11 protein-coding genes are annotated in these 12883 nt (G+C 41.5%); 5 read left to right on the forward strand and 6 right to left on the reverse strand.

Annotated features, from left to right (window positions below):
• Positions 1 to 3: 3 nt before the first annotated feature.
• On the reverse strand, positions 4 to 513 hold the full coding sequence (locus tag FTT70_RS06590) for a low molecular weight protein-tyrosine-phosphatase (RefSeq protein WP_004973278.1): 510 nt from the start codon (positions 511 to 513) through the stop codon (positions 4 to 6).
• A 119-nt stretch (positions 514 to 632) separates the two neighbouring features.
• On the opposite strand from FTT70_RS06590, the gene FTT70_RS06595 reads away from it, so the two are divergent.
• Positions 633 to 1793, forward strand: a complete 1161-nt coding sequence (locus FTT70_RS06595) for an iron-containing alcohol dehydrogenase (protein WP_180168424.1) — start codon at positions 633 to 635, stop codon at positions 1791 to 1793.
• A gap of 101 nt (positions 1794 to 1894) precedes the next feature.
• Positions 1895 to 2344: a thioesterase family protein gene (locus FTT70_RS06600; protein ID WP_004973275.1), complete on the forward strand. Its 450-nt coding sequence runs from the start codon at positions 1895 to 1897 to the stop codon at positions 2342 to 2344.
• A gap of 60 nt (positions 2345 to 2404) precedes the next feature.
• On the opposite strand, the gene dnaX is transcribed toward FTT70_RS06600, so the two are convergent.
• The 4 genes from dnaX to FTT70_RS06620 form a co-directional block, all read right to left on the reverse strand.
• The gene (gene dnaX / locus FTT70_RS06605; RefSeq protein WP_179994171.1) at positions 2405 to 4660 is read right to left on the reverse strand and encodes a DNA polymerase III subunit gamma/tau; all 2256 of its coding nucleotides are present in this window, start codon (positions 4658 to 4660) and stop codon (positions 2405 to 2407) included.
• A gap of 65 nt (positions 4661 to 4725) precedes the next feature.
• Positions 4726 to 6012 (reverse strand): serine hydrolase, encoded by a 1287-nt coding sequence (locus FTT70_RS06610; RefSeq protein ID WP_154320700.1) that lies wholly within the window; start codon positions 6010 to 6012, stop codon positions 4726 to 4728.
• Between the two features lie 89 nt (positions 6013 to 6101).
• Positions 6102 to 6956 carry a MaoC/PaaZ C-terminal domain-containing protein gene (locus tag FTT70_RS06615; protein ID WP_131260931.1) on the reverse strand — a complete coding sequence of 285 codons (855 nt, stop codon included), beginning with the start codon at positions 6954 to 6956 and terminating at the stop codon, positions 6102 to 6104.
• 141 nt (positions 6957 to 7097) lie between these two features.
• Positions 7098 to 8489: a 3-oxoacyl-ACP reductase gene (locus tag FTT70_RS06620; RefSeq protein WP_180062308.1), complete on the reverse strand. Its 1392-nt coding sequence runs from the start codon at positions 8487 to 8489 to the stop codon at positions 7098 to 7100.
• Between the two features lie 239 nt (positions 8490 to 8728).
• Here FTT70_RS06620 and FTT70_RS06625 point away from each other — a divergent pair, with 239 nt between their 5' ends.
• Positions 8729 to 10240 carry an acetyl-CoA C-acetyltransferase gene (locus FTT70_RS06625; RefSeq protein ID WP_096900885.1) on the forward strand — a complete coding sequence of 504 codons (1512 nt, stop codon included), beginning with the start codon at positions 8729 to 8731 and terminating at the stop codon, positions 10238 to 10240.
• Between the two features lie 109 nt (positions 10241 to 10349).
• Here FTT70_RS06625 and aceI read toward each other — a convergent pair whose 3' ends face one another.
• Positions 10350 to 10781 (reverse strand): chlorhexidine efflux PACE transporter AceI, encoded by a 432-nt coding sequence (gene aceI, locus FTT70_RS06630; RefSeq protein ID WP_136144604.1) that lies wholly within the window; start codon positions 10779 to 10781, stop codon positions 10350 to 10352.
• Positions 10782 to 10888: 107 nt separating this feature from the next.
• Between aceI and FTT70_RS06635 the strand changes: the two genes are divergently transcribed.
• A complete protein-coding gene (locus FTT70_RS06635; RefSeq protein ID WP_004973259.1) occupies positions 10889 to 11779 on the forward strand; it encodes a LysR family transcriptional regulator in 891 nt (296 codons plus the stop codon).
• Positions 11780 to 11868: 89 nt separating this feature from the next.
• Positions 11869 to 12855, forward strand: a complete 987-nt coding sequence (gene tal, locus FTT70_RS06640) for a transaldolase (RefSeq protein WP_136144603.1) — start codon at positions 11869 to 11871, stop codon at positions 12853 to 12855.
• The last annotated feature ends 28 nt before the right edge of the window (positions 12856 to 12883 follow it).

The following is a 12883-nucleotide window of genomic DNA, read 5'->3' on the forward strand; positions in this document are numbered from 1 at the left end:
GACTTAAACCTTCAATTCAAATTGTTGTTGTAAAACTTTCACCCATGCGCGACTACTCGACTCGCATTGATCGAGCACCCGCTCAAAACCATCGGCTTCGCCATAATATGGATCGGGTAATTCTTGCTGCGTATAATGCGGATCGTGTTCGCTCATTAAGGCTATTTCAGCGCGCAAACTGCCCAGTTCAGCTTCAGCACGGCGCATTAAAGATTGAATATTGCTTAAGTTTTCAAAATCCATCGCCAAAATCAAATCAAACTCGACAAAGTCTTGTATACGTAACTGACGCGCGCGCAATGTAGATAAGTCATAACCACGTTTGAACGCATGTTTTTGGCTGCGTAAATCTGGGGCTTTGCCTGGATGATAATTACTGGTTCCAGCAGAATCTACCAACACATTGAGTTGTTGTTCATCACAAAAATGTCGAAGTACAATTTCTGCCGTTGGAGAGCGGCAAATATTTCCCAAACAAACACATAACACCTTATATGGCGTTTTGGATGACATAAACAACCTCAAAGCTACTTTATTTTTAAGAGTCTTATGTTAAGTTATTTATGATATGAATCCTATATTGTGACCCTACAATAATGTTGAATTAGGTATAAAAATTAGGAATAAAGACGATGCAGCATTTTCAATTTCAAACGGTTGGCAACATTATTTCTGGATTAGGCTCAATTTCTGAACTAAAAACGGTTTTAACCGAAAAGAGTTATAAGCGTTTGTTATTGGTCACCGATGCTGGCATTTTACAACAACAATTACATCAACCTATTTTAGAAATTTTAAAGCAACTGCAACTGGACTATGCCATTTACTCGAATGTGCAAGCCGACCCCGCAGAACAGATTGTGTTAGAAGCAGTTGATTTTGCCAAACAGCAAAATATTGATGTTGTATTAGGTTTTGGTGGGGGTAGTGCGATGGATGTCGCCAAAATTATTGCCGTGCTGAGTCATTCCGAACAAACTCAACAACTGTCGGACTTGTACGGTGTTGGCAATGCGAAAGCACCACGTTTACCACTCATTTTAGTTCCCACAACGGCAGGTACAGGTTCAGAAGTCACACCTATTTCCATTGTCACCACAGGTGCAACCAGTAAAACAGGCATTGTTTCTCCTATTTTATATGCCGATGTTGCCATTTTAGATGCCAATTTTACCCGTCATCTACCTGCACAGATTACCGCAGCCACAGGTATAGATGCGATGGTACATGCCATTGAAGCCTATACTTCTAAAATCAAAAAAAATGCGTATTCAGATTTTCTGGCAAAACATGCGCTGCGTTTACTTGATCAAAACTTAAAATTAGTGCTTGAAGATGGCAGCAATATGCAAGCACGGCAAAATATGCTGTTTGGTTCAATGCTGGCAGGACAAGCCTTTGCCAATGCTCCTGTGGCTGCGGTGCATGCACTTGCATATCCTTTAGGCGGGCATTTCCATATTTCACATGGTCATAGCAATGCATTGGTACTGACTGAAGTTTTAAAGTTTAATGCGCCTGCTGCAAAACAATACTATGCAGAACTAATGTGTTGGTTAGACCCTCGTAGCAAAGGCTGCACAGATGGATTATGTGATTTATTTATTGATCATTTACAAAATCATTTAGATCAAAGTGGTTTGTTGTTAAAACTCAATGCATTAGGCATTGCAGAAAACATACTGCCACAATTGGCAGAAGATGCGATGCAGCAAAGTCGTTTATTACAAAACAACCCGAGAGCAATGCAAATGCAGGATGCTTTACAAATTTACCAAGCCATTTATGCCTAACATTTACGCTTAACGTTCTGTATTTAACTTTATAGATTTATTTGGGATGATTTCCACCCATTAAAGCATGACACCACATTGATAAAAATATAGGTAAACTTGTGAAACCTGACACCAAAACCCGTGAGCAATACGCTTTTTTCTTTCCCATCCAAACTCGCTGGGCAGACAACGATATGTATGGACATGTCAATAATGTCACTTATTACAGCTATTTTGACAGCGCAGCCAATGCCCTACTGATGCAAAAAGCAGGCTTTGAACCCAAACGATCACCCTGTATTGGTTTAGTGGTCAATTCCACCTGTCATTTTTTGCAGGAATTGTCCTATCCTGAAATGATTGAAGTAGGTGTTGCTATTCAAAAAATTGGAAACTCATCCTTAATTTATGATTTGGCAATTTTTAAAAACAATCAAAATCTTGCCGCTGCACAAGGACAAGTGGTGCATGTATTTGTAGATCGAATTACACGCCAAAACTGCCCGATTCCTGACTCCATCCGCGAAGCATTACAGCCATATAAAAGCACAGATTCAGCTTGCGCTTAGCAAAAAATAAGGCTGGTTTGACCCAGCCTTAAAATTCTGCAAACAAAAGCTAACAACAGGTTATTTCAACTGAATGTTATGTAATTCGCCATCAAAGTTTTGCAAAATATCTTTCACAATCGGTTCTTGATGCAATAAATTTTCAGCCCGTTGATAAGCGCGTTGTTTGCGCTGTTGCTGCAAAATGTACGGTGTCGTGTCATCCACATTTTCATATTGCACTTTAAACAGAGTTTTACTCCACTGTTCTTTTAAAGCACTTTCTAAAGCATGTTGCAGTTGAGTCAATAACTGCTGATATTGCTCAGGAATATGAAAAACCGATTCAGCATTAATCTGCCCCGTCATTACGCCATGCTGCGCCAATTCTTGCACGGCAGGTGACAACTCGCTGTGTCTAAACCAATATTCCCACTTGTCTAAAGTCCACTCACCTTCTAAAACTTGCGGCTGTAAACGCAGAATATCCTGCGGCATTAATTGATCATCGGCATTAGATGCTATGGTTTGCTGCGGTTGTGCTGTCGCACTGGCAACATTCGGTTCGACTTCAGTCGCTGCTAAATCAAATAAAGCGGTTTCTGCATTACTTACATTTTGTGTAATTGACGGTGAAGCATTATTCGATTGTAGTGTAGATGAAACTAGCGATGTTTCGGCTGATGCAGCAAGATCACCTAACGGTGCAACGGCATCAAAACTTTCCAGTAAAAAATCATCATGACTTTGCACATCAGATGTAGTGCTTACCGATGAGGCATCTTCATCTAAACCAAACAATTGTGCATCTGCATTTGGATCAAACACGATAGATTCAGATTGCTTATCCTCAGCCTGTATTGCAGTTTCTTCATTCACTGCAGGTTCTGACATAGATTCTGGTGAAATCGCAGCTGTTGAGTGTAGCGCTTGCGGAGTCGATTGTTGCGCTTGAATCGACTGTTGATCTTGATGTGTTAAAGCTTCAGGCTCATCCTCATCTAAAAAATCATCTGAAGAAGGTTCTGCAACACTGGTTTGTGTCGTGGTGTGATCTGAATAATCGTCATCCTCATAGTCAAATCCATCAAGATCAGGTGTTGCAACCGCATCTAATTCAGTTACATGCTGTTCCGCTTGTGCTGTATTTTGAGTTGCCACAGCTTGTGGAGTTTGCTCCATTTGAGCAACTGGCTGGGAAGCCGCTGTTTGTGCAGTATTTTGTGGCGCAGCAACCAACACTTCATTGGCTTGCAAAGGTCGAAATGCCAGTAAACGCAGTACACACATTTCAAAGCCTTGTTCTTGGGTTACGGCAATTTGTAAATCGGCGCGTCCTTTACAAGCAATTTGATAATACAACTGTAAATCTTGTGCAGAGATCAGACCCGCAAGCTGCTGAATTTTTTGATTAATTTCAGCACTGTATTTTAGGTTTAAATCTGGCAGATATTGCATGATTGCCAATTCATGCAGTGTCGAAATTAACTGATCCAACACCAAAGACACATCTAAAGCTTGCTGTCTAAATTGTAATAACAACTGACTCACACGCTGCTGTTGGTTTTGATGAATCGCTAAAATCAAATCATAGATAATGGTGCGATCAATCAAGCCCAGCATGTCTTTGACATCTTGATGATGAATTTCACCCTGACCATAAGCAATGGCTTGGTCTGTCAAAGACATCGCATCACGCAAAGAACCTTGCGCAGATTCAGCAATCTGCCAAATTGCATCTTGCTCTGCAACAATCTGTTCTTTGGCTAAAATATCCGTTAAATGACTGGTAATTTCATCGACCTGCAATGGACGCAAAGTAAATTGCAAACAGCGCGAAATCACAGTAATAGGGAGTTTTTGTGGGTCTGTGGTCGCAAACAGAAACTTCACATGCTCAGGCGGTTCTTCCAAAGTTTTTAGCAAAGCATTGAACGAATGCGTAGACAGCATGTGCACTTCGTCAATCAGATAAACCTTAAAACGCCCCTGAGTCGGTGCATAAGGTACGTTATCAAGCAACTCACGTGTGTCTTCAACCTTAGTACGTGACGCCGCATCAATTTCGATTAAATCAATAAAACGACCTTCATTGACCGCAGTACAGGTCGGACACACTTCACATGGGGTAGATGTCACGCCTGTTTCACAGTTCAGGCATTTGGCCAAAATACGCGCAATGGTAGTTTTACCTACACCACGTGTTCCCGTAAAAAGATAAGCATGGTGCAAACGCCCACGTTCCAAAGCACTGGTCAATGCCCGTGATACATGGTTTTGTCCCACCAATTCATTAAAATTACGAGGACGATATTTACGCGCAAGTACCTGATACATGAATGCTCCTTTTTACAGGTCTAAGCATACTGTTTTTTTGGCAAAGAGTGAACGTACAATCACGCCTAAAACCAGCCTTTACGCCCTTGCAATTGCCGATCTGCACAGCGAATGGCTTCCTGACTCAGTCCCCAAAGTCGATAATCACCAATTAAAGAACCTGCAGCAAAATTATGGGTATAGGCAAAACTGAGTTGACGGTCAGGATCACACCACGCGCCTGAACCATTAAAACCCATGTGTCCAAAACCGTGAGAGCGCTTACCCAAACTTAATACGCGGTGATAGCCCAATCGCCAATGCATCGGGATAGGCATAACCCGATCACGCTGCACATATTGCACTTGGCTCAATTTCTGAAAAACTTCAGGCTGAATCAATTGCTGACCTTGCCATGATCCACCCTGCGCCAACATGGCATAAATACGTGCCAAACTTTGTGCAGTAAATACACCATTGGCAGCAGGAATCACGGCTTGTAAGCCTGTATCACTAAAAAAACTAAAATTTTTCATGCCTTTGGGAATCATGCCATCCTGAAAGTCTTGCGGATTTTGCCCACTCCATGCAATGACTTTATCGAATATTGATACAGGACGTTTGCTCGATTTAGTTTGGCTTTGAACTTTAGCTGTCTGTTTATTTGTGGGTGATGTATCTGTTTGCGCTGATGTCACAGCAGTTTTAAATGGTCGCGCCACACGGGAAAGCTCAGACGCAGGCACACCAAAATAAGCCCCATCCAAAGCCAAAGGTTCAACCAAGTATTGCTGCATCAGTTCAGCCAATGTTCGACCTGTAGCTTTTTCTAAAATCCCACCGACCAGCCAACCAAAAGTTAAAGGTTGATATGCCGCCTCACTTGCCACATCAAAACGAGGCTTGGCTTGAGCCAGCACATTCAGCATGTGCGACCAATCTGCCATTTCAGTCGCATCGGCTATGATATTACGTATGTCATATAAACCACTTTGATGGCTTAGTATGTGCTTTAAAGTCATCGTTGCTTTGCCATTTTGGGCGAATTCAGGCCAGTATATATAAATGGGAGTATCGTAATCGACCAGTCCTTGACTGACCAAAATATGTGCCAGTGTCGCTAATACACCTTTGCCTGTGGAATAACATACCGATAACGTATCGGCTTGCCAGTCTTCATCTGGCGACTTTTTGCCTGTGTAAATATCGACGACTTTCTGACCTTGAAAGTACACCGCTAAAGCAGCCCCGCCCTGTTGGCTACGTGCATTTTGCAAACGGCTAAATTGCATCGCTAAATCATGAAATTCAGGCGCAACCCATCCACGATAATTTTCAGTTTCAGCAAAAATATAATCCTTTAAATGTTGCATCGTCCTGTTTATCTCGTTTTTCTTGTTAATAAAAGTTTAGCGCAAATAAAAAGCCCAAATTTAAATAATCTGGGCTTTCGATCACTGAATTAAAGCGCGGTGACAACACCTGTCACATGCGGTTTTTGGTTTTTACTGTTACGAATTAAAAAATCTGTATTTTTAGCGTCCGTTGCAGTTAAAAACTCAACTTTAGATGGCAAATACATAGGTAACTTAAACCACACATCGACTTCATAAGCATCTGGCAAAGTTAAACTAGATAAGGCTTTGGCTTTGCTCCACATGCCGTGCGCAATCGCTTGTTTAAAGCCAAATGCTTTTGCAGTAATCGCGTGGATATGAATTAAGTTAAAATCACCAGACGTTAAAGCATAACGGCGACCTGTATTTTCAGAAATATCCCATTCAGCTTGAACGGCATAGTTTAGCGCTTTGCTTTCTGCAGGCTTTGCAGCAGCTTTAGTGGTGGTTTTTTGACGTGCTAAATACGTGGTCAAACCTTCCATCACCACCTCATTGCCTACTTTAACGGTGGTAATAAAATCAAACTGTACGCCTTTATCATGTGGTTGCAATTCACCAAATTTACACGACAAGGTCAGTTGTTCATTCAATCCAACTTTACGGCTTTGTTTGACTTGGTTGCGAATATGCACCAAGCCCAAAATTGCAAATGGAAATGCTTCTTGGGTCATCATGTGCATTTGCAGACTTTGTGACAATACAGCCAAATAAATTGCAGGAATATAGCCGTTATTTTTAAAACCTGTCACTGCATTATAGGCTTTTAAGTGCTTTTGATCGACCTTGAATGAATCCACCACATATTCAACTTGCGGCAGAACTTTTTCACCTTTTGGCTTTTTAAAAATTAAGCCCTGAATCACTTTTGGATAGGCTAAATAGGGTTTTGGAAGTTGACTAAAATGGCGAGTATTCATACTGAACCTTTGAGAAGTTTTTCTAATTTATTTAATGGAGTTCTTTCTCCCGCTGGGAGAAAGCTAGAGAGAAGGGTTAATAATCTATCCCCTTATCTCCCTCTCCTAAATCCTCTCCCTAAGGGAGAGGACTTTAATGGGTTAAGCCCCTAACAAGCTTTGACCACAAACACGTACCACGTTACCATTAATACCTGTCGATGCCGATGAAGCAAAGTAAGCAATGGTTTCTGCAACGTCTACAGGTAAACCACCCTGACTCATAGAGTTCATACGACGACCTGCTTCACGAATGGCAAAAGGAATTGCAGCAGTCATTTGCGTTTCAATAAAGCCCGGTGCAACCGCATTAATGGTGATGCCGTTGTTTAAAACAGGTGCGGTGAATTTCACGACACCAATCACGCCAGCTTTAGATGCTGCATAGTTGGTTTGACCCAAGTTGCCTGCAATACCTGAAATTGAAGATACGCAAACAATACGACCATTGGCATTTAAACCATCATTTGCCAATAAGTAATCGTTCACACGCTCAATTGCAGACAAGTTGATGTTAATGACTAAATCCCAAAGCTCTGGTTTCATATTTGCCAAAGTTTTGTCACGGGTAATCCCCGCATTATGCACAATAATATCCAAACCACCTTGTGCAGCGGCAGCTGTTTTAATTTGCTCGCCTGCATCTGCAGCAGTAATGTCAATTGCTAGCGTTGAACCACCAATTTCAGCAGCAACACGGTCTAAATCTGCTTGTTGTTGTGGAACGTCTAGGCAAATAACGTGTGCACCATCACGTGCCAACACATGCGCAATCGCTTCACCAATACCACGGCTTGCACCTGTCACCACTGCAGTTTTACCTGCCAATGGTTTTGCCCAATCTACATCTACAGTTGCAGCACTCGACACACGAATCACCTGACCTGACACATAAGCAGAACGTGGTGAAATTGCAAAACGTAACGTAGATTCTAAGTTTGCTGCAGCACCTTGATCGACATAAATTAAGTTAGCCGCAATGCCTTTTTTAAATTCTTTGCCTACCGATTTTACAAAACCTTCCAAAGCGCGTTGTGCAATGGCTTTTTTCACACTGCCTGCAGTTTCTGGTGTAGTACCAATCACCACCACGCGACCAGAAGCCTGAATTTGACGTGCGATTGGGTTAAAGAACTCATAAAGCGCTTTTAATTGTTCAGAGTTTTCAATACCTGAAGCATCAAACACCACCACTTTAAATTTAGATTCTTTATCGCCTGGATTGAATGCACCTAAATTTAAGCCCACTTTTGCCGCAGCTTGTTGCAATTCTGCATTGTTACCTGCATAACTGTTGGCATGTACATTAGCTAAAACTTGTGCAATTGATGCAGACAAATCACTTGCAGGGGCTGCACCTAAAAGTACTGCACCTTTTACCACTGGTGTTGCAGACTCAAAACGATCTAAAAAAGTTGGGGATGGTAAACCCAAATTTTTAATGACAAATTTACCAATAGGAGATTTTGCAAATGTTTGGTATTGATCAGTCATGATTATTATCTCTCATAAATTCATTTTTTGATGGATTACACGATATCTTTTAACATCAATATGATGCCAAATGCCCACATTTCAATAGCGTTACCCGTTTGTGCTAAATCATACTTGAGTTAATTATCAGATGTCTTGACCTGAATGCATTCTGCAATGTCATTGTAGTCAATTCAGCTGTCATACTATTGTGCTAATGTACGCATCAAGTAGACCCTTAACATGCTTGGAAAAGCCTTATGAGCAAAACAACTCAAGAAAATCCAGCAGTGGAAAATTCTGCAACGGATTCTGTGTCAAATACATCAACTGCTAAACGTACAAGCAAAAGTAGCAACACTGCAACCCGTTCCAACACGAGTACGACAAAAACTACACGTACCCGCACGACTAGCCGTGCTAAAACAACTGCTTCAACGCAAACAAAAGCACCATCTAATACCAATACCTCTGTTCAACAGGATAAAATTATGAGCCAAAACACTGTTCGCCGCGTTGCTATTATCGGTGGTAACCGTATTCCATTCGCACGTTCTAATGGCGCTTACTTTACTGCATCTAATACAGATATGTTTACAGCAGCATTAAATGGTCTTGTTGAACGATTCAACTTACAAGGTCAGCGTTTGGGTGAAGTTGTTGCAGGTGCAGTGCTCAAACACAGCCGTGACTTTAACATGACTCGTGAGTGCGTACTCAATACTGCCCTTGCTCCTGAAACACCTGCTTACGATATACAACAAGCATGTGGTACTGGCTTGCAGGCTGCTTTTTTAGTTGCGAATAAAATTGCACTGGGTCAAATCGAGGTTGGTGTTGCAGGCGGTGTAGATACGACTTCTGACGCGCCAATCGCATTTGGCGATGGTTTGCGTAAAGCATTGCTTGAATTGAACATTGCAAAAACAGGTAAAGACCGCTTAAAAGCATTAACCAAAATCAACATTAAAGATTTAATGGATGCGCCACGTAACGGTGAACCACGCACAGGTTTATCAATGGGCGACCACCAAGCCATTACTACGTTGGAATGGGGCATCTCTCGTGAAGCGCAGGATGAGTTAGCAGCTTCATCTCACCAAAAAATGGCAGCTGCCTATGACGAAGGTTTCTTTGATGATCTCATCACGCCATTTTTAGGTTTAGAACGTGACAATAACTTACGTGCAGATTCTACTGTAGAAAAACTAGCGAAGTTAAAACCTGCTTTTGGTAAAGGCGACGCGCGCACTATGACGGCGGGTAACTCGACTCCACTAACCGATGGTGCATCTTGCGTATTACTTGCCTCTGAAGAATGGGCAAAAGCCAATGGTCATGAAGTCTTGGCATATTTGACTTTCCAAGAAACTGCCGCAGTTGATTTTGTAGGTAAAAAAGAAGGTTTGTTGATGGCGCCTGCATACGCTGTCCCACGTATGCTTGAACGTGCTGGTTTAACATTACAAGACTTCGACTATTACGAAATTCACGAAGCATTTGCTTCACAAGTCTTGTCGACCTTAAAAGCATGGGAAGATCCGAACTTCTGTAAAGAGCGTTTAGGTTTAGATGCACCTTTAGGATCAATTGATCGTAGCAAGCTGAACGTCAAAGGTTCATCTTTGGCAGCAGGTCACCCATTTGCAGCAACAGGCGGACGTATTCTTGCCACTGCGGCGAAACTTCTGAATCAAAAAGGTTCAGGTCGCGTATTGGTGTCAATCTGTGCAGCAGGCGGTCAAGGTGTAACAGCCATTATTGAAAAATAATTCTGCCTAGTTCCAATTTAGATAGCAATAAAAGCCACTTGATTCGCTCAGGTGGCTTTTTTATAGCGCTTAATTTATAGCAGCTCACTTTTAATTAGCCACTAGCGTTTTATCTGACTGAATGTTGCGGAGCATAACCCAATTTCGCTTCGATATGGTCATAACAATATTGAAAAATAAAGGTATAGAGCAAAATACTGAGCGTCATCAATAAATCAATCAAAATTGCCTGCAGCATGGATATTTCTAGTGCATACGCCACCATGGGAATAGTGGCGAGCATTAAGCCACCTTCAAAACCAATTGCGTGTAAAACGCGTATTTTAAAAGTTCTGTGTAGCTGGTGTTGCGCTTCAAACTTTTCAAAATAGTGATTGAAAAACATATTCCACAGCACCGATGTCACCGCCATCGCAATGCCTAGACCACCTGTCACTTGCATTGGCATTTCAAACACATAACTTAATGCCAAAGCAATGATGACCAATAAAATCACTTCATAACTCAGGGCATGTACCCATCTTCTTTTGGAAATCAACATCTGCTTACTCAAATATTTATCCTTCCCCGCTTATTTTATTTTCATTTAATTGACCAATCGAGTTAGAATCCATCAATAATATTGAAAAGTAAAACGAATGCTCAGCCATGAATATCAATCAAGATCAGCTGATTATTTTTATCACCGTCATGGAAACGGGTTCTTTTTCTGCAGCTGCACGCCAATTGGGCAAGGTGCCTTCGGCAATTAGTATGTCCATTGCTAATTTAGAAATTGATTTAGACCTAAAACTGTTTGAACGGATTGGGCGTGAACCTTTGCCTACCCCACAAGCGCAGAGTCTTTACGAAAAAAGCAAACAACTGCTCATAGAAATGAAGCAATGGAAACAACATGCTTTTGCGCTCAGTTCTGGGCTGGAAGCACACTTAAATATTGTGGTGGTGTCTGAATTACTACACACTCGCTGGACAGATTATATTGTGTTACTAGAACAGCAATTTCCTGAATTGCAGATCAATATTTTCTCTGCGCCACAAGAAGATGCACTGCATTTACTCATGACTCAAGCAGCGGACTTGGCCTTTATGTTTGAACGCGAACAATTACAAAGCAGTGAACAATTTGTGGAATTAAAACGTGAAATTTTAGTGCCTGTCGCTGCCCGACATTCACCGCTGGCTGAATCTGATCAAGTCAGTTTTGAACAGATTTTACAAAATCGGCAAATTGTAGTGGCGAGCCGTGATCGGCAGATTAAACCCGAGTTGTTATTTTCTAAGCACTATTGGCGTACCGATAATCATCATTCTGCCTGCAGTATGATTAAGCAGGGTTTAGGCTGGGGTGTCTTGCCCTTGGAAATGCTGAATGAACATCCTGAACTACAACACGAATTAAAAATTTTACAGCTGCTAGATTTCACCCCAAAATTTGAATATTTTGTCGATTTGGTCTGGAGCCGAGAACATCAATTGGGCGCTGCTGCTCATTTTTTGATTAATCACGTCCGAAATCTGAGAAAAACTGGTAAATAATCCACAAACCCTCTTACTTGGTACTTGGGTTAAAAGCTGTTTGTGATATAACTGAATGTATAAGCAATAACCTAAGAACTAGATCTCGAATGACACAGACAGCCTTAAATCAACTAAAAAACTTAACCACCATTGTTGCAGATAGTAGTGACTTGGCTGCGATTGAAAAGTTTCGTCCTTTGGATGCGACCACCAACCCATCACTCATTACGGCGGCTGCAAATCAACCTGAAAATAAAGCGTTGATTGAAGCTGCATTTGAGCAAGCCAAAGCTGAAGGTTATACAAATGATCTATTGGTTGAGCGCAGCATTGATATTTTAACGGTCAAATTTGGTGTAGAAATTTTAAAGCTGATTGAAGGTCGTGTTTCGACTGAGGTGGATGCTTCTTTGTCTTATGACACTGATGCGACCATTGCCAAAGCCAAAGAACTTTTAGCACTGTACCAAGCTTATGGTGTTCATTCAGACCGCATTTTGATTAAGATTGCATCGACATGGGAAGGCATTCAAGCGGCGAAAGTGTTGGAAGCCGAAGGCATTCACACCAATTTAACCTTATTGTTTGGTTTACATCAGGCACATGCTTGTGCAGATGCCAAAGTGACGTTGATTTCACCATTTGTGGGTCGTATTTTAGATTGGTATAAAAAAGCTGAAAATGTCATGTACTACCCTATTGAAAAAGATCCGGGTGTACTTTCGGTGAAGAAAATTTATCAATTCTATAAACAGCATCAAGTACAAACTGAAATTATGGGCGCGAGTTTCCGTAGTATTGATCAGGTTTTGGCTTTAGCTGGTTGTGATTTATTGACCGTTGCACCAAATTTATTGGCAGAACTTGAAGCTGATGAACGAGAAGTCGCTGCAGCGTTATCGACCAATGGCATTCAAGTTCAAGCTGAACCACTGGCAGCAATTGAAAAGGAACAATTCAAAGCGCAACTTGAAGCAGATTTGATGGCGTTCCAATTGTTACAAGGCGGCATTGATGGCTTTATTAAAGCGCGTGAGCAACTTGCCACCCTATTACGCCAGTCTTTCGGCTTAGATGCAGAGATTAAAGCTTAAGCTTTAACCTATCCCAGTAAAATTCCAA

Source organism: Acinetobacter sp. YH01003, assembly GCF_013420525.1.
GTDB lineage: Bacteria > Pseudomonadota > Gammaproteobacteria > Pseudomonadales > Moraxellaceae > Acinetobacter > Acinetobacter towneri.

What these genes read in the sequence shown, in the direction of transcription:
- FTT70_RS06590 (WP_004973278.1), bottom strand. Translation starts at nt 513, where the DNA reads ATGTCATCCAAAACGCCATATAAGGTGTTATGTGTTTGTTTGGGAAAT.
- FTT70_RS06625 (WP_096900885.1), top strand. Translation starts at nt 8,729, where the DNA reads ATGAGCAAAACAACTCAAGAAAATCCAGCAGTGGAAAATTCTGCAACG.
- FTT70_RS06595 (WP_180168424.1), top strand. Translation starts at nt 633, where the DNA reads ATGCAGCATTTTCAATTTCAAACGGTTGGCAACATTATTTCTGGATTA.
- FTT70_RS06635 (WP_004973259.1), top strand. Translation starts at nt 10,889, where the DNA reads ATGAATATCAATCAAGATCAGCTGATTATTTTTATCACCGTCATGGAA.
- dnaX (WP_179994171.1), bottom strand. Translation starts at nt 4,660, where the DNA reads ATGTATCAGGTACTTGCGCGTAAATATCGTCCTCGTAATTTTAATGAA.
- aceI (WP_136144604.1), bottom strand. Translation starts at nt 10,781, where the DNA reads ATGTTGATTTCCAAAAGAAGATGGGTACATGCCCTGAGTTATGAAGTG.
- FTT70_RS06615 (WP_131260931.1), bottom strand. Translation starts at nt 6,956, where the DNA reads ATGAATACTCGCCATTTTAGTCAACTTCCAAAACCCTATTTAGCCTAT.
- FTT70_RS06610 (WP_154320700.1), bottom strand. Translation starts at nt 6,012, where the DNA reads ATGCAACATTTAAAGGATTATATTTTTGCTGAAACTGAAAATTATCGT.
- FTT70_RS06620 (WP_180062308.1), bottom strand. Translation starts at nt 8,489, where the DNA reads ATGACTGATCAATACCAAACATTTGCAAAATCTCCTATTGGTAAATTT.
- tal (WP_136144603.1), top strand. Translation starts at nt 11,869, where the DNA reads ATGACACAGACAGCCTTAAATCAACTAAAAAACTTAACCACCATTGTT.